Below are 17,314 nucleotides of genomic sequence, written 5' to 3' on the forward strand. Positions count from 1 at the left end.
ATTGGATTGAATGAATCTGAGGTTATTTGGGTACAAACGAGTTTTAGCCTTGAATAACTTGCGATTGGAACGAGGGCTGAGAATTCGAATGTAGCTGGCTAATGATGGTGGTTTTTAGCCGAACAGGAGAAATGGGCTTATTGACCAACAGATAGCCACTTTCTCTTACCTGTTGCTTGAGTGTTTCGCTTCGATTTGCACTTAGCACAATGGTTGGCACTGAATGAGGACGATTAAGGTGAACATGTTCCGCAACTTCCAAACCTGTTTTACCTTCATCTAAATGGTAATCCACAATCAGCAGTTCAACCGAATCCGATGAAACATCACATTGCACCTGTAATGCCGCCAAAGACTCTGACGTTACCACGTCACATCCCCATTGGCTAAGTAATTCCTTCATTGCCATGCAGATATTATTATCGTTATCCACAACCCAAATTCGACAGCCTTGTAAAGCAGCGCTTGCATCTAACTCTTTTGGCTTCAAAACTGGCATGGCGGTTGTTTTCACCGTGCCATAAGGCACTAAAACCGAAAATCGCGATCCTTTGTGAAGTTCGGACTCCAATGAAATATGGTGTCCTAACACCCCTGAAATCTTATCAACAATGGCTAACCCAAGCCCAAGCTGGGTTCTGTTTTCTGCTTTTCTAGGGCTTAGGCGTTTGAATTCTTGGAATACCTCTTTTTGTTTGTCTTTAGGTATGCCGTCTCCTGTATCCAACACATCAATTCTCACGCCACTTTCAGTGCGGCGGCAACCCAATAAAACTTTGCCCGATTCGGTATACCTTAGTGCATTGGTCATTAGATTCCTGATGATTCTCGCGAGCAATACGGAATCACTGTAAATCACAACTTTACTGGGGACGTACCTCACTTCTGTTTCAGACTCAAACGCTATTTGATGGAACTCATTGGCGATGTTGTCTAGTAATTCGTTTAGAGCGAAAGGTTGCTTGTCTGCACGAATGGTTCCTGCATCCAACTTTGAAATATCAACCAACATAGTGATAAGCGATTCGACATCAGAAAGGGAGTGATCCAATGAATCCACCAGCCTACGGGCGGGCGGTCCTAGCCTTTGCGCGCGTAACGATCCTAAAAATAGCTGCGCAGCATTCAATGGCTGCAATAAATCGTGGCTGATGGCCGCGAGGAATTTCGTTTTTGATAGGTTTGCCAGTTCGGCTTCTTGTTTCGCCTCTAGCAGCCTGCCTTGAATCTCCCGTCGCTCAGTGACTTCTTTACTTAATTGGTTGTTCAGATCTTCCAGCTGAGCGGTTCTAAGCTGCACGCGTTTTTCTAGTGTTTGATAAGACTGGCGTAACTTTTCACTAATGGCGGCCTCATACCTTGCCGATTCTGCTTCTTTGAGAAGAGTAATATCGGTGTACAGCATCACTAACCCACCATCAGCCGTTCGGCGCTCACTCACTTGCACCCAGCGATTGTCTCGTTGCTGAAAAACTCTTCCACCATGCAAGTCAGAATACGGCAATTCTTTTACAATAAGTCCTCTGCTATGCGCGAGCCTCTTTACTTCCGCTAGCGTGATGCTCGACATATCGAGGGAGATATCATGATCAAGCCAATATTGTTGAAATCGGCTATTGGAGTGCACTAAATGTCTGTCTTTATCATACAAAGCAAACCCATCTGAAATGGATTCGATTGCATCAACAAATCGCTGTTGGGCGCGCTCGACTTTTTGGTTGGCAAGCGAAAGCGCTCGGTTGATGCTTTCCAGTTCATGAAGGGTGTTGTTAAGCTCTTCTGTTTTTTCACGAACCTGATCAGCCAATACAACGGAATGCTGAAAAGCAGCGTATGGGTCAACGCGATGGCTGTTGTCTTGCTCTACACGACGAACCAAAGAATCGATGATCTTTTTTTGGCGTTCATTTTCTAATAACGCCTCTTCAAGTTGGCGTTTCAACGCTTCATCCGACATTTAGCCCACCTTTTCACGCACTACCGTCATATCAGAAGAGAGCGGATAAACATTGGGCTGACGACCTATTGCGACGCCTGTTAGCGTCTGGTTCATATGCACGCCACCGAGCTGCTCTCCATAGGTATTAAACCCAACCATGCGGAAGTCGCTGAAGATGCTTTTGATGGTTTCTAACCCGTTAGTTTGCTCTATTTCCTTGCGCCGTAGAAAACAATCGCACCCGATAATGATTTCTAACTCTCCAACTCTTTCAGATACTTCGCTGAGCTTTTGCTTCGCATTGGCGTAAATGTCGCCCGGTTTCATCGCAGTAACGACAATGCCGTCATCAACCGCGCAGTAAAAATCCAAACTCAGATCATCATTTACTTTCTGAATAGACCGAATATAAAACTCCCCGCCCACTTTCACCGCTAATGGATGCAGAGCGTATATTTCTGGTCTGAGATCGTTGAGTAAGATCCCCACTTCTCTCGCATACACCTGAGCAGCAGGCTCAGCGTTGAATTCATAGACCCGACGGCATTCACTGTCGGCTTTCGTCACCACTAATTTACTTCCTAAGCTTTGAATGTGGTGCGTCGTGAAGACTTCAAATGGGCAGGTAGTGTTGAACATCACCACAATGGCGGAATCGGCATAGAATTTACCGTCAAAATACACATGAGTATTTGCCAAGTTTTCATCGTCTCCGGCCGACCCTCCAAAATGCGGAATTCGACCCAGAGCCGTATCTAAAGTGACAAGGAAGTTTTCTTCTTGTGGCGACAACCCATCTATTAACGTAAGCACAAAACTACTGTGCTTTATGGGTGCTTTTAGGTGGCTTCGGCAATTATCAAAGAGGGTTTCGACGCACTGCTGCGCAACACTTAACTCAAAATTTTCTAGCGGTATTACCATGCCAGATACCGTAAACGCGCTTTGGGTAAAGCCAATCGCACTGATGCTGCTTTTCGCATAACCGCTGCTGGTAATTTCCCCCGCCGAAGTGCACCCCATCACTTTGCAATGGGTAAATGCGCGATCCATTTCTGATTCAAGTTCTTTTAAATCGTAGGCAGCGGAGCAGAAGAATAAAACAAACCCAATGTTTGGGGTGTTCAAACGTGCAGCAAGCTCTCTTACCGCTTTAACGGCTTCAAGCTGATAGGATTCAGCCGTCACCACGGCAGCTTGGTCTGGTATTGGACTGGCAGAAAACATCCCTCTTCCTTAGTCGGTATCTTTGGATCTATCTTTGATAAAAGAAACATGTATACATTCAGTCTAGCTTGGTCTGAGGCAACGTTAATCCTACTTAAGGAGGATATTTGTCGTTCATCTTCTCCTCATATAGTCGATGTCTCATTATTAGAACAAGCATTATAAATTGAGCTGATTACACTAAAAGGAACTACTAAAAATAGGGTTATTTACTTAGGTATCCGTAACCCAATGAAAATTAAACATAACGTCAGTAGGTACGAAGAATGATAAGAAAACCTTAAGGAAGAGGGATTCGCATGTACAAATTCTTGATTGCCGATGATCATCCGCTGTTTCGAGACGCCTTGGTCTCCGTCATTAGAGGACGATTTTTAGACTGCTCCATCCATCAAACGGAAGATGTTGCCACAACGTTGGAATACGTAAATGAGCATTCTGATACCGACCTAATCCTACTGGACCTAAACATGCCCGGCATGGGGGGACTTAACGGGCTACTTGAGCTTAGAAATCAAGCACCTTCTGTGCCTGTCGCCATCATATCGGCCGAAACGAATAAGCAAACCATTCTTCAAACCATCGCGTATGGCGCAATTGGCTTTATTTCTAAATCCTCTTCTCGCGAAGAAATGACGAACGCATTTTCTCAAATAATTAACGGGAATGTGTATTTGCCAGCCAACATCATTCGAGCAACGGACGATACCAAATTTTCTGGGCAACGAAACAAAGAACCCACCTTTTCCGCTGATATGTTAAGCACCTTAACTCGTCGGCAGTTGCTGGTATTGAAATCCATGTCTCAAGGCAGCGCGAATAAACAAATCGCTTACGACCTTAATATCTCTGAAACCACGGTGAAATCGCATGTCTCTGCGATATTGAAAAAGCTTGGAGTTCATAACCGAATTCAAGCCGTAGTTGGTGTTACCAATATCGACTTTGATCGCTACTTAAGGCGTTAAGCGGTATCCATGCGATAAGCACAACAAAATATATAAAAACGAAATGGGCTATTTTTCCTGTTTCGCCTTTAGGTATGGAGCGAGTGCAGTTTTCCACATAGCAAATGTGAATGCGAGATCCGACGAACCCATTGCATCTGGTATTTCCAGTGATATACCCAGCAACCGATAGGCTGTTTTGTAGAACTCGGGTTGAGACTTACTCAATTGCGATGCCATTAGGCCACGCGCGCCTTGGAAAACACCCTGTAATTCAGAAGGAGAAAGAGACTTAAGCCTAAACGCTTGAATTTCTTCACACAATACCCTGCGTGTGTGGTGAGGATTTTTATCGAAATGACTGCAAATTTCCAATGCATTCAACTCCGGTTTTATTGAGCTGCTGATACTGTACAGCTGCCCACTGAGTCGCATATCTATTACAGGCTTTCGCTGCATTAACCATTGGACCGCGGCGCACTGGTGAAAAAGCGACACGGTTCTGGGCAACCGAAACTTCATTCTAACGCTGTCGTGATTTTGCTCAATACAGACAATCGGTTCATGATGTGAGCGATCGGCATCGCTATGGGGCATATGATCAGGCATAAAGATCACCTGTTCAGACTTTAGTAAGTTAAGCATAAAGCCCGGGGGCTCATGTTGGCGAAAGTGATCATCAAAATGCTGCCAAAAGATAAGTGCAGAACAAGATAAATGAATAAACAAGCCGTGAATGTCGCTGTGAATCCCATGGATGGTTTGTTCATGAAAAGCCACAGAATGTCGTGTCGATTTAAAATGCTGAGTCACGTAATGGATGAGCTCACGAATCCATGTTTGATACGCAGTGCATAAATTTGTATCGGCTTTAGGTAGCCGAGCGAAAATTGTCACCGTTTGATGGTGAACTGGCTCTGGCAACCAGTCCCCTATTGGTTCCGTTTGGCTTTTGGGCGTATGCATTTCATGACTTAAAGGCTGGTTAGAAAGGTAAAGCGCCGTCAGGCTCTCTCCCCACTTTTTCACTGTGTCTCGGCGCTGCTCCATACAGTACCGAAACCACATATTTTGTGCCTCTTGGCTTTGAGTCCACTGGCAAGCCAACATGCTGAGATAACGTGCAATCAGTTCGTCAAATTCTCCTTTTACACTTTTCATCCTTATGGTTGGCTTTGGATCAAGTAGGGTCGTCAGAGGCTGCAATTGGTAGCCGAGCGTGTGTAAGGTCGATTGAATATGCCCTTCACTAAGCATTTTGTAGATCTGGACCGCTTTTTTGTCCGACATTTTCAACGTCAACGTACAGTCACACTCATCGGTTTGAGCGCTCTTTATCCAACGAGTGGTTAACGGTAGCTTTTCAGGTTCATGCTTTTTTCGGTACACCAGTGCGGTAATAATGCTTTGCCAAATGTGAGTCAGATTCCAGTCCCCTGCCGTTACAACACAGAAGTATTCTGGGCGGTAGTGATACCAATAATATTGGCGTATTTCCGGTAACGACAAACTAGATATGCATTTTGCACTCCCCGAATACAGGGGATAATTGAATTCCTTGACGACTCGACATGCCTGTTGGAATTGTTCATTGTTTTCATACGCCTGTAGCTCCTGATACAAGGCACTTAGCTCTCCCCTTTGAATATAAGTACCTTCACGAATCTCGGCTTGCCATTCCTGTTCATTTAAAAGTGGGCAAAGCGTGGATTGAACAAAGTAATCCAACCCTAAAAAGGCATTGTCTTTGTGGTTGCCAGACAAGTGAAATCGTGTATTACCTCGGCGAGTTGTTGCATTAAACTCTTCCAATTCCAAGCTCGAACGCAGTTGCCAAAAGCGGCGGGAATCAGGGTGTTTGTAGCACCCGCGTAAAACCATATGCTCTACAGCATGGGTAACACCGCTGTCATCATACGAAGGCGTTTTGACCATAACAGAGGCAGAAAACTGCGGCTCCGGGTCACTTCGATATAGGTTTGGGCAGTGCCAATGCCTCAAGCCCGAAGGATGCTCCCAACAAAACCAGACGTCTCCTTTGGGCGTGACCTTTTCTTGAGTTTGCTTAAATGGCGGAACACCTAAATCACTCATAACGGTATCGACTCAAAAATCAGGGTTTTGACATTAATATGGTTTGGCTGTTTCTCATATGTCGCATAACCAGTTCATTGTGACAGCCAGAAGAAGCTTGGAAAATTGCATCGGTTATCTTGTGATGATGAGGCGATTTACTGCACACGGGATCCGTTGCAGTGGCACTGCCCGTGAGTAACATGGCTTGACAGCGGCATCCACCGAAATCCGATTCCTTTTCATCGCAACTTTTACAGGGCTCTTCCATCCACTCAAACCCTCTAAAAGCATTGAAGCTCTCAGATTCATACCAAATGTGTTTTAAGCTTCGATTTTTAACATTAAGGAAAGGCAGATCCAGCACCGCTGCGCTGTGGCAGGGTAAAACTTTCCCATCAGGGGCTACACAGGTAAAGATACTCCCCCAGCCACTCATGCAAGGTTTAGGGCGTTCTTCATAATAGTCTGGGGTAACAAATATAAACTTGGGAGCATTTCTGTCGCAGGCGTCTCTGAATGCATTCACTTCGTATTCCGCTTGCTCAATTTCGGCTTTAGACGGCAGTAGCGATGCGCGATTTTCGAGTGCCCAACCATAATATTGCGATGTGGCCAATTCTACGTAGTCGGCATTCAGCTCACAACTCAATGCCATAATGCTTTCTATATTGTGAATATTCTGCCGAGTGATAACCGCATTCAGCACCATTGGAAATCCAGCTTCCTTCACGGCTTTTGCCATGTTCACTTTGTGCTGAAAAGCATTTTTTTTCCCTGCAATGGCATCACTCATTTCAGGGTCTGCTGCTTGAAGGCTTATCTGAATATGATCCAACCCTGCTTGTTTTAAGCCATCGATACGCGATTGGGTCAAACCAATCCCCGAAGTGATCAAGTTAATGTAGTAACCAAGATCGTGAGCATGCGCAACGATATCGGTGAGGTCTTTACGCATTAATGGCTCACCACCAGAAAGCCCCAACTGAACGGCACCAAGCTCCCTTCCTTGCTCTAAAACATCGAACCATTGTTCTGTAGAAAGTTCTTGGTCTTTACTCCCCAAATCAATGGGGTTAGAGCAATATGGGCAATGGAGCGGACATTGGTACGTCAGCTCAAGTAACAACCAAAACGGTGGTTTAATAGGGTTGGAGCCATTGTTTGTCATACGCTACATCCAGAAATTCGATGATGTCACTCTCAATATCTTCGTTCGGGTACCGAGCACATAGCCGAGTGATGGCAATACTCGGCGTCGTTTCTTGTTCGAACATCGCAAGCACCTCTGCTGCGCTGTCGCTTAACGTGACCATCCCCTCAGGAAACAGCAGTACATGGCTTTTCTGAGCTTGTTCATACTGCATTCGAAAGGTCGGGTTTCGTTTCCATTTTTCGTTGAAGTTTTTCTTGGTATGCATGGCATCTCCTTATTCCTGAAAAAGGTTTCGGTGCCAGACAGCTTCGCTAGCGGTAAGATTTTGATATGGCGCTCGATTGAATTCATGCGCCATGCTAATGGCATCAAGCATTGACCACAAAATGTCGAGTTTGAACTGCAAAATATTCAGCGCATGTTGCTGTTTCTCTGCGGTATCAAAATGTTCTAAAGTGATCGCCAAACCCTGTTCGACATCTCGGCGAGCCTGAGACAACCGTTGCTGAAAATACGTTAAACCTTGTGCTTCAATCCACGGGTAGTGTTGTGGCCAAGAATCCAAACGGGATTGGTGTATCTCTGGTGCAAATAGCTCCGTTAACGATGAACAAGCGGCCTCTTGCCACGTTGCTCTGCGCGCAAAATTGACATAGGCATCCACCGCAAATCTGACTCCGGGGAGTACCCATTTTTCAGCTAACACCTCTTCGCGCGTCAGCCCCACTGCTACAGCAAGTTGTAGCCAAGCCTCAATCCCACCCCATTTTGCTTCCTGTTCAGCATGACCATCATGATCCAAAATGCGCTGCACCCATTGCCGACGAATCTCTGGATGTCGACAATTCGAGAGTATCGCTGCGTCTTTTATCGGTATCGAAATCTGGTAATAAAATCGGTTCGCAACCCAAGCTCGTATTTGCTCTGGGCTGCATTTCCCTTGGTACATGGCTTTGTGAAATGGATGATGAATATGGTAAAGCGATCCTTTACTCAATAGGGCATCGCGAAATTGTTCGGGCGTCATCGCTGCCGCGGGTATATCTTGATGGCGCATTTGCTCTACCTCTCCATGCCTATGCCGGCTCCCAAGAACATCCTCGGAAAGAAAACCTAAACCTCAAATTTCATTCCATCAAAGCCGACTTCAACTCCTGACCTGACCACTTGTAATCGCTCGAAGCCACGTTCATCTATGATCGGGTTGGTATTGTTGATATGGACCAGTATTTTCCGAGGCTTGAGGAACTGGCTAAGAAGCGCCAGCATGCCGTGTTTCCCACTTATGGGAAGGTGTCCCATCGATGTGCCCAAATCGCTCCCGACCCCTTCTAGGATCATCTCGTCATCTGTCCACAATGTGCCATCGACTAAAATACAGTCGGCATTGCTCATCGCCATTTCAATGTGAGAACTTGGCTTTTCAAGCCCTGGTGCATACACCAGATTTCGACGCGTCCGTGTATCGGTCACGCGAATAGCAATGTTGTCGCCAGGGTGAGGGTCATTTCGATGAGAAGAATAAGGTGGTGCTTTCGACTCCAAGTTTATGGCTTCAAACCTTAAATGAGGGACCGTAGGGATGTGCCAAGACTGCTCGTTTATCGTGTGCTGTTGGTAACCACCATGCCAATGTGAAAGCACATTCAATAAAGGGAAAGAGTCGGTTAATTCTGAACGAACTTGCTCTGTACAGTACAAATCCATGGGTAACCCTTCACGGAGGATCAACAACCCACTGGTGTGATCAACCTGAGCATCCGTTAAAACCACAGCTGCAATAGACGAACCACGCTTGCCTGTACAATCATGAATATCCGGATTTTGATTGATTTGCTGGCGAATATCAGGAGACGCATTAATGATGACCCAATGTTCACCATCGTCACTGACTGCTATAGAAGATTGGGTGCGAGGTTCTGCAACGATCTTTCCGTTTCTTAAACCGCTACACATGGTGCAATGGCAATTCCATTGCGGATAACCGCCTCCTGCTGCTGAACCCAGTATGATGACATGCATACCACTCTCCTTGTCCCTGGATTTTAACCGTGTTGCTCGCCGACCCTGTTCAAAGTAAGAAAACACAGGACATGCCTAAGGTCTGTGACCTTAACTACTCATCCATAGAAGCAAGCCCTGTCTTCTCATATCGCATCTAGAATCTGTCGACCTAGCGGTTACTTATGTATAACGTCACTTCCATACCCAAGCGAAGTTCCTTGTAAGCGGGTTTTTTCCACATGTGCGCTGCTCCTTTGCTGTTATTCCTGAACTCCAGATTACGGGTTAGCCATAAAGTGGACTATCCTACTTTGTGATGATTTCTTTCCTACTTTTCAGAGCCGGTCCGATTTATACCTATATGTGGTATACGTTTACGTATCGGAAATGGCACTGACTGGGATTCGTTTTTGCTTGCGACGTTTCTTAGCCCCGTATTTTTCTACTACACAACGATCTTTGTCTGCGGCAATAACAACACATTCCAAACACTGCACACATTCGTCGTAGTCGATACTGCCATTGAGCTTGATGGCGTCTATATCACAGGCTTTATGGCATAGCTGGCAAGGGCTGCCACACTCCTTTTTCCGATTAAGCCAACTGAATGCCCTAAACTTCCCTAGAACAGCCAACCCAGCCCCAAGTGGGCACAAATAACGGCAGTACACCTTGTTGATCTTAAGAGCAATAAACAGAAGCAAAACCGCGTAAGCCACGAAATACCAATCGCGCACAAACACTAATGTAATGGCGGTTTTAAAAGGTTCTAGCTCTGCTAGGTTTTCCGCCAATGTCAGTGAAGAGAAACTTGTTAGCACCAATATCGCCAAAATTGGGTACTTAATACCTTGGAGACGGCTGTGCGTTTGTGGCTGAATTTTCCACTGCTTAATTTTCAGTTTTTTCGCAGCTAGCCCTATCAGTTCTTGCATGGCTCCAAACGGACAAAGCCAACCACAAAATACGCCTCTTCCCCACAGGAAAAGAGAGACAAACACAAACAGCCAAAGAATAAAGATAACGGGATCAAGCAAGAAGACGGTGATTTCAAACCCATTCCAAACCGAAAGCAGTAAGGTGTAAATATTAACGACCGAGAGCTGCCCCTGCGCATAGAAACCGAGAAAAAACAAAGTAAAAATCAAACACGCAAGACGAAATTGATGAAACCTCTCAGGAAACGTTATCCAGTATTTTTGCCTTACAAACAGACACGTCACCGTTGCAAGGTATATGATAACAATCGCAGTTTCGAACCGTCGCTGCTGCCAAATCTGCTGCCAAAGAGGTATTGGTGTTTCTTCTACAACATCAGGGTAGTGCCATAAAGCGTTGGGGATTTGATAGCTTTTCGTCACTTGCTTGATGTCGTATTCCAAAAAGCTTTTTTTTACGGGTACATCGAGTTGAAACGTAATGGGAAGCGCCGGATCAAATCCACTGCTGCTTTTAAAGCGGAATACTTTGATCAGGTCAAATTCTGGAAATCCTCTCTCCAGCTTCGGCTCGTAAAAGCTATAGAAATCCTGATCTCGAATGTCGATGCTCACGTTCTGCTGGGTCACACTGAATCTTGCAGGAGTGGTACCTGCCACAAAATCCGCGGCTAAAGGTGAAAAACCACCACTGGACGATAGCAACAAGGCGATTTCTCCAGGTTCCAGTTCTTCCATAAGCCGCTGGTATTCGGAATCCCCCAACAGGCTTTTGCCGATTTGAGGTGGGTTGAGAAACGCCAATTGGTAGTTGATCGCATAGTGTGGCTCTGGGTTTTCTAACAAATCCTGTGCACGGTTTTCAGATAGCTCTAATTGCTGCGAAAATTCGCTTAGCGTCGCTTGCCAATGTAACACCAAGTTTTCGCTTATTAACTGCTTAAAGTCATATCGAATAGGCGAACCCATTTCAAACTGGGCGACGGCATTCGCACTGCCAAACCCATCCAGTTTATGGCGTGCTACCTTGCGAGCAGAGTTCAAAATCGTGTCATTTATCACCATCACCGACACGGTGGCTTTGGTTACACCATCAAAATATTGGGTTTTCCCATCGTTAGTACGGCTTTGTTTGCTGCCGACCAAAAAGCGATGCTGGATATTGTGATTAAGGTATTGAGCTATAAACGCCAACATGGGTTCTTCGCCCAACCCGTGTAAAAAGATAGGCTCGTGATGTCGTTGCACCTTGATGCCTTGAATCACCCCTTTCACATCCAATCCAATTTTTAGATTGACGGTTTCACCAGAGAATCCGGGGAAATGCGTTAAGTCATCGGATTCAAATACATAACCCAACAGCGAATTGAGTTGATAAACAGGCGTAATGGGGAGCTCTTTTTCTTCAGGTAATGTACGAGTAGCAGTAGGGAAAAAGGTGAGAATATCTTGGCTTGGATCCTGCCATTCGTTCGCTAGACTATTAAAGCTGGAAGCCCACAAACAAAGAGCCACCAGCCATATTTGAAGGAAAAGTGATAAGCGCTTTTCCTTCATTTCTTTAGATGAGCCTGAGTACTCAGAAGAGCTCAAGCGATTAGAAAAACCCGAGAGGATTAACATCATAGCTGACCAAAAGGTTTTTGGTTTGCTGATAATGTTCAAGCATCATCTTATGGGTTTCACGCCCGATGCCCGACTTCTTATAGCCGCCAAACGCAGCATGTGCTGGGTACAAGTGGTAGCAATTTGTCCAGACTCGACCGGCCTGAATCGCACGCCCGACTCGATAAGCTTTGTTCACATCACGCGTCCAAACCCCTGCCCCCAATCCGTACTCAGTGTCGTTGGCAATCGCCACGGCCTCGGCTTCATCTTTAAACGTGGTTACACCAATAACCGGACCAAAGATTTCTTCTTGGAAGACGCGCATTGAGTTCTCACCTTTAAAAATCGTTGGCTGGATATAGTAACCGCCGCCGAAATCTTCCGCGCTGCCGCCCATGACCACTTGAGCCCCTTCCGTACGACCAATCTCTAGATACTTTTTGATCTTGTCGAACTGCTCGTCGGATGCCTGCGCGCCGACTTGAGTATCGGTATCTAATGGATTGCCATGTTTGATCGCTTTCGCTTTCGCCAAGACTCGATCCATAAATGCATCGTAAATGCTTTCTTGGATAAGTAATCTAGAAGGACACGTACACACTTCACCCTGATTGAAAAACGCTAGAACAGCGCCTTCTGCCGCTTTCTCAATAAACGCTTCTTCCTGCTCCATGATGTCGGCAAAGTAGACGTTTGGTGATTTACCTCCTAGCTCGACTGTCGAAGGAATCAAGTTATCTGCTGCACAACGCAGCACATGGTTACCAATGGCGGTGGACCCCGTAAACGCGATTTTTGCAATTCGCTTAGACGTTGCCAGCGCTTGCCCTGCTTCTGGTCCCATACCGTTGACGATGTTCAATACGCCAGGTGGTAATAAATCGCCGACTAATTCCATCAATAACAGGATCGTCGTCGGTGTTTGTTCTGCGGGTTTTAAGACAATGCAATTACCAGCCGCTAACGCAGGTGCTAATTTCCAAGTGGCCATTAATAACGGGAAATTCCATGGAATGATTTGCCCAACAACCCCGAGCGGTTCGTGGATATGATAAGCAACGGTTTTGGAATCGATCTCTGCTGCGCTGCCTTCTTGTGCGCGAATACAGCCTGCAAAGTAGCGAAAGTGATCAACACACAGCGGAATATCTGCATTCAATGTCTCGCGTACCGCCTTCCCATTCTCCCATGTTTCAGCCACTGCGAGCATTTCGAGGTTGGCTTCAATGCGATCGGCAATTTGAAGCAAAATATTCGAGCGCTCTGTAGCCGAAGTGGCACCCCACGCCTCTTTCGCCTTATGCGCCGCATCCAGTGCGAGTTCAATGTCGGCGGCATCTGAACGAGGGATTTCAGCAATCACATCACCGGTACAAGGTGAGGTATTGGTAAAATACTGCCCTTTCGCTGGCTCGACCCATTGACCGCCAATGTAATTCTGATATCGGGATTTGAAGCTAACAACCGCACCTTCCGTCCCTGGTTTTGCGTAAATCATAAGCACCTCTCTATTGGTATATGTCAAGACTGCAATGGGGGCTTTTGATTGTGAATGCCGCACCAATCAGCAGATAGACCTATTTTCTCAACACACCGCAATGGGCTCTATCCGCTGTTGGTTGGCAAAAGATCATCCTTTGGGATGAAGACAGATTTCGCAGATAAAAAAAGCGCTACTTAGAAAGCAGCGCGAATAGGGGCATAAATCGCCTTTATTTTGAAAAAGCCCAAGTCATCTGGGCTGATTAAAAGCGATTATTTCTTGGCAATTTCCATGGATTTAGGCAATTTGAACGTCCATACCATGCCGCCCTGATTGAAGTTTTTCACCCGTTTGGCCACATCGCCGCCCCACAGTGGTACAGCGCCCCCCCAACCTGAGAGTACGGATATGTATTGTTCGCCATCCATTTCCCAAGTAACTGGGCTTCCGACAATCCCTGAACCGGTGTTGAATTTGTACAGCATTTCACCCGTTTTATCGTCAAACGCCATCAAGTAACCTTCTGGATTGCCAGTAAAAACCAAGCCACCAGCGGTAGTCAGCACCCCGCCCCACAGTGGCGCGTAGTTTTTGAACTCCCAAACAATATCACCAGATTTGGGGTCAACCGCTCGCAATACGCCAATGTAATCTTCATGATGTGCCTGAATAGTAAAACCAGCTCCTAAATATGCCGCGCCTTTTTTGTAGGCGGTGGGCTCATTCCATATGTCCATTTTCCATTCATTCGCTGGCACATAAAACAGCCCAGTATTTTGGCTGTAGGCCATTGGCATCCAGTTTTTACCTCCAAGAAAGGAAGGAGCAGCGACCACTGTTTGCCCTTGCTTGCCATCTGCCGATTCTTGCGGATTACCCGGTCTGTTTTCGTCAACGTAGATTGGACGCCCTTTTTTATCTAACCCTTTTGCCCAAGAAATGGTTTCAACGAAAGGAAATCCTCTGATGAATTCACCATTGGTTCGATTGAGTACATAAAAGAATCCGTTTCTGTCTGCGGTTGCGGCAGCTTTTACTGTATTACCGCTATTTTGATAGTCGAACGCAATGAGCTCATTCACCCCATCAAAATCCCAACCATCGTGAGGTGTGGTTTGAAAATGCCACACTATTTTTCCATCATCAGGGTCGATCGCCAATCTTGATGAAGAGTACAGGTTGTCACCCGGTCTCATATGAGAATTCCACGGAGCGGGGTTACCAGTACCGAAGAAGAGCAAGTCGGTATCTTGATCGTAGGTACCGCCTAACCACGGCGCTGCACCACCGGATTTCCAGATATCGGCCGGCCATGTTTTTCCTGCCTGACCTCCTGAGATGCCATTTTCGACTTTCTTTCCGTCTTTCCAGACATACCCCATGTGCCCTTCAACGGTAGGGCGTTCCCAAACGATAGCACCGGTTTTTGCATCATATGCTCTTACTTTTCCTACAATCCCAAACTCACCGCCAGATACCCCAGTAATCACATTCCCTCTCACAATAATGGGGGCTGCGGTAATGGAGTAACCAGCGCGATAATCTTCTACCGTTTTCTTCCAACGTACTTTCCCTGTTTTAGCATCCAGCGCCACCAACTTAGCGTCGAGCGTTCCGAAAATGACGAGATCATCGTACAAGGCGACACCACGATTAATCACATCACAGCAAGGCATGATGCCGTCGGGCAATCGAGCATCATATTGCCAAATCTCGTCGCCTGTTCTTGCGTTAATGGCATACACTCGTGAATACGACCCAGTGACAAACATCACCCCATCTTTGATCATGGGTTGGGATTCTTGCCCGCGCTGTTTCTCTCCACCAAGCGAAAACGCCCATACCGGTCTTATTTCTTCAACGGTCTCTCTATTAACTTTATCGAGCGAACTGAATCGTTGAGCGCGAAGCCCTAACCCATAACTCACTATATCTTCAGGTGTTTCCTGATCTTTTAGGATATCTGCATCGGTTACACCTTGAGCGGCGCTGCTCGTAGATATCAACCCAGACATACCTAAAGCAAGCGACCAAATGCACCACTTCCCTTTCGATAACATCGTATTGCTCCTTTGCTTACTTTCTTTAGCTGATCGTTTAGAACGGCTGATCATGTAGAACGCACTTTCTTGAAGGACGGAATCTTTGCTAGGTCATACTCTCAAGGTCATAGCTTTGTATAGCTATCGCTATGCCAGACAATGGCTTTGTTAGACACTAGATTCGCGAGAGTCCAGCTTCAAAGATCATTCGTGCTTATTCAGTGTGCTCGCGTTTAAAAATGAGGAAAATTGGACTCTGGATGAAGTTTTCTCATCCCTTAGTTGGAGGGAAAGTCTCCACCCTAGGGCGGAGAGGAATTGGGCTACTCAGCCCCTAGTTCTTTGTATAGTTCAGGAATAGGACAATCAATGGTCATTGCAAGACACCAAGCCTGCATTCGCCCATCAGAAAGCGTGGCAATAACCACATCTTCTAAAGCATACGATAGCTGACGGTAATCGGCTTGAACCGCCATACCAATGTCCCACCGTAGAATACCTAATGTGGGAAAATGCGTATCCGAGAGTTTGATCGATTCACCAGACCGATTTTTCATCCACTGAACTTGCCCACCTAACCCCATTACCGCGTGTACCTCTCCGGTGTTGAGTGCACCGAACGCAAGCTGCAAGCTATTGTATGTTTTGGTGTTTTGACGAAAGCGCCCACCAAATGCTGTCGCGAAATAGAACTGAGGGACAGTATCTATCTCCACGCCCACGGGAATGTATTGAAACATCGCAACCGTTTCTATTTGGGCATTCTTAGAGGCATCAAATGCCACTCGCCATCGCTCTGTTTGGTAAGGGGCAAACATGTACACGCGTTCATGTGCGGGTAAGCCAAGGTCGTCCCTTTTAAGTTGCCATTTCCTGTCATAGGGAACACGCATCATGACATCGGCTTTTACTCGCGTTCCGTCGTTTGTATGCAGATTTAACCCTTTCCATAAGTAGTTACGCATATCATCTTCAGCGGTTTCGTCTGCCGTCATCCATAAGAATCTCAACTCGACATCGAGCGCCTCTGCAAAAGCTCGGGCGAGTTCAACGTCAATGCCTTTCTCCGTTTCACCTTCAATGAATGAGTACGGTGGAAAATCACGATAAAACGCAACTTTTATGTAACCGCTATCGACAATGTCGTCCATCGAACGGGCAGAAGCTAGCATGGAAGGCTGCCATAAAATCGCCGCCGCTAAGCAAATGTAGATGATCGCTTTCATATCAACTTTCTGGTGCAACAGATTCAAGCCAAGTTCTTATTGCCCATAGTGCTTCTTGGTTTAGATGTTCCGTCATTTTTGGCATGTAAACAGCCCCGTTTCTGACTGCGCCATTCTGAACACGGTAGACATACCATTCATCACCATCAAAGTCGGGCTCAAGAAAACGAAGATCTGGGGCGATGCCGCCAGAAATGCCCTCTAAACCATGGCATCGAGCGCAATTTTGGTTGTAAGCAGAAGCACCAATTCGTTCTATTTCAGCGCGTTCACTGGCTTGCAGTTCGCGATATGGGTTGGTGTCTTGCCAATCTTCCCCTAGTTGAGGAATAGACGATGTGTCTATCGATTGGGGGGTGACATTTCCGTGTGCCGCCACTGGCTCGGATAAGAAAATCAAGCTTGGCATAACAGCGGCAACTGGCACCAAAAATCCACCTAAAATAGTTACAACGGCTTTTCTCGGTTGCCATTTTTTACGTAACTTCCATATAAAATTTTTCATGATTCGTACTCCTTCACTTCACTACTTTTCTAGTTTCAGTGTATGGGTACACGGCATCGAACAAAATCATCCAAAAGCTTCGTATTTTGTCATCCTTTAGGAGGAAATCGCCTGTTTTACTGGGTTACAGCGTGGTCAAAACCAAACTTTGTTGATTAGAGTAGTC

General features: G+C 46.1%; 14 protein-coding genes. 1 reads left to right on the forward strand and 13 read right to left on the reverse strand.

Annotated elements, in window-relative coordinates:
• Positions 1 to 43: 43 nt before the first annotated feature.
• Together LDO37_RS10050 and nosP are read right to left on the reverse strand one after the other, a co-directional pair.
• Positions 44 to 1,957, reverse strand: coding sequence for a hybrid sensor histidine kinase/response regulator (locus LDO37_RS10050; RefSeq protein WP_126609473.1), 1,914 nt, complete (start codon positions 1,955 to 1,957; stop codon positions 44 to 46).
• Entirely contained in the window at positions 1,958 to 3,166 is a 1,209-nt protein-coding gene (gene nosP, locus LDO37_RS10055) for a nitric oxide-sensing protein NosP (RefSeq protein WP_126609474.1), read from the reverse strand. It abuts the gene before it with no gap.
• Positions 3,167 to 3,465: 299 nt separating this feature from the next.
• Between nosP and LDO37_RS10060 the strand changes: the two genes are divergently transcribed.
• Positions 3,466 to 4,134: a response regulator gene (locus tag LDO37_RS10060; RefSeq protein WP_126609475.1), complete on the forward strand. Its 669-nt coding sequence runs from the start codon at positions 3,466 to 3,468 to the stop codon at positions 4,132 to 4,134.
• Positions 4,135 to 4,182: 48 nt separating this feature from the next.
• On the opposite strand, the gene LDO37_RS10065 is transcribed toward LDO37_RS10060, so the two are convergent.
• The 11 genes from LDO37_RS10065 to pedF form a co-directional block, all read right to left on the reverse strand.
• Positions 4,183 to 6,207, reverse strand: coding sequence for an insulinase family protein (locus LDO37_RS10065; RefSeq protein ID WP_126609476.1), 2,025 nt, complete (start codon positions 6,205 to 6,207; stop codon positions 4,183 to 4,185).
• A gap of 19 nt (positions 6,208 to 6,226) precedes the next feature.
• Positions 6,227 to 7,357: a pyrroloquinoline quinone biosynthesis protein PqqE gene (pqqE, locus tag LDO37_RS10070; RefSeq protein ID WP_126609477.1), complete on the reverse strand. Its 1,131-nt coding sequence runs from the start codon at positions 7,355 to 7,357 to the stop codon at positions 6,227 to 6,229.
• Positions 7,329 to 7,607 carry a pyrroloquinoline quinone biosynthesis peptide chaperone PqqD gene (gene pqqD / locus LDO37_RS10075; protein ID WP_224055110.1) on the reverse strand — a complete coding sequence of 93 codons (279 nt, stop codon included), beginning with the start codon at positions 7,605 to 7,607 and terminating at the stop codon, positions 7,329 to 7,331. The genes pqqE and pqqD overlap by 29 nt, the downstream gene beginning before the upstream one ends.
• Positions 7,608 to 7,616: 9 nt before the next feature.
• Complete coding sequence (gene pqqC / locus LDO37_RS10080) at positions 7,617 to 8,399, reverse strand: pyrroloquinoline-quinone synthase PqqC (protein WP_126609478.1); 783 nt, start codon at positions 8,397 to 8,399, stop codon at positions 7,617 to 7,619.
• A 56-nt stretch (positions 8,400 to 8,455) separates the two neighbouring features.
• Entirely contained in the window at positions 8,456 to 9,364 is a 909-nt protein-coding gene (gene pqqB / locus LDO37_RS10085) for a pyrroloquinoline quinone biosynthesis protein PqqB (protein WP_126609479.1), read from the reverse strand.
• A 151-nt stretch (positions 9,365 to 9,515) separates the two neighbouring features.
• Positions 9,516 to 9,587 (reverse strand): pyrroloquinoline quinone precursor peptide PqqA, encoded by a 72-nt coding sequence (gene pqqA / locus LDO37_RS30350; RefSeq protein WP_101115399.1) that lies wholly within the window; start codon positions 9,585 to 9,587, stop codon positions 9,516 to 9,518.
• Between the two features lie 133 nt (positions 9,588 to 9,720).
• Entirely contained in the window at positions 9,721 to 11,910 is a 2,190-nt protein-coding gene (locus LDO37_RS10095; RefSeq protein ID WP_224055111.1) for a 4Fe-4S binding protein, read from the reverse strand.
• Positions 11,882 to 13,390 carry an acetaldehyde dehydrogenase ExaC gene (exaC, locus tag LDO37_RS10100; protein WP_126609480.1) on the reverse strand — a complete coding sequence of 503 codons (1,509 nt, stop codon included), beginning with the start codon at positions 13,388 to 13,390 and terminating at the stop codon, positions 11,882 to 11,884. Before exaC ends, LDO37_RS10095 begins: the two co-directional genes overlap by 29 nt.
• 257 nt (positions 13,391 to 13,647) lie before the next feature.
• On the reverse strand, positions 13,648 to 15,390 hold the full coding sequence (locus LDO37_RS10105; RefSeq protein ID WP_284190150.1) for a PQQ-dependent methanol/ethanol family dehydrogenase: 1,743 nt from the start codon (positions 15,388 to 15,390) through the stop codon (positions 13,648 to 13,650).
• Positions 15,391 to 15,740: 350 nt separating this feature from the next.
• Positions 15,741 to 16,643 (reverse strand): substrate-binding periplasmic protein, encoded by a 903-nt coding sequence (locus tag LDO37_RS10110; protein WP_126609482.1) that lies wholly within the window; start codon positions 16,641 to 16,643, stop codon positions 15,741 to 15,743.
• 1 nt (position 16,644) lies between these two features.
• Positions 16,645 to 17,052 (reverse strand): cytochrome c-550 PedF, encoded by a 408-nt coding sequence (gene pedF, locus LDO37_RS10115; RefSeq protein WP_126609487.1) that lies wholly within the window; start codon positions 17,050 to 17,052, stop codon positions 16,645 to 16,647.
• Positions 17,053 to 17,314: the final 262 nt, after the last annotated feature.

The sequence above is a fragment of the Vibrio penaeicida genome, from assembly GCF_019977755.1.
Classification (GTDB): Bacteria; Pseudomonadota; Gammaproteobacteria; order Enterobacterales; family Vibrionaceae; genus Vibrio; species Vibrio penaeicida.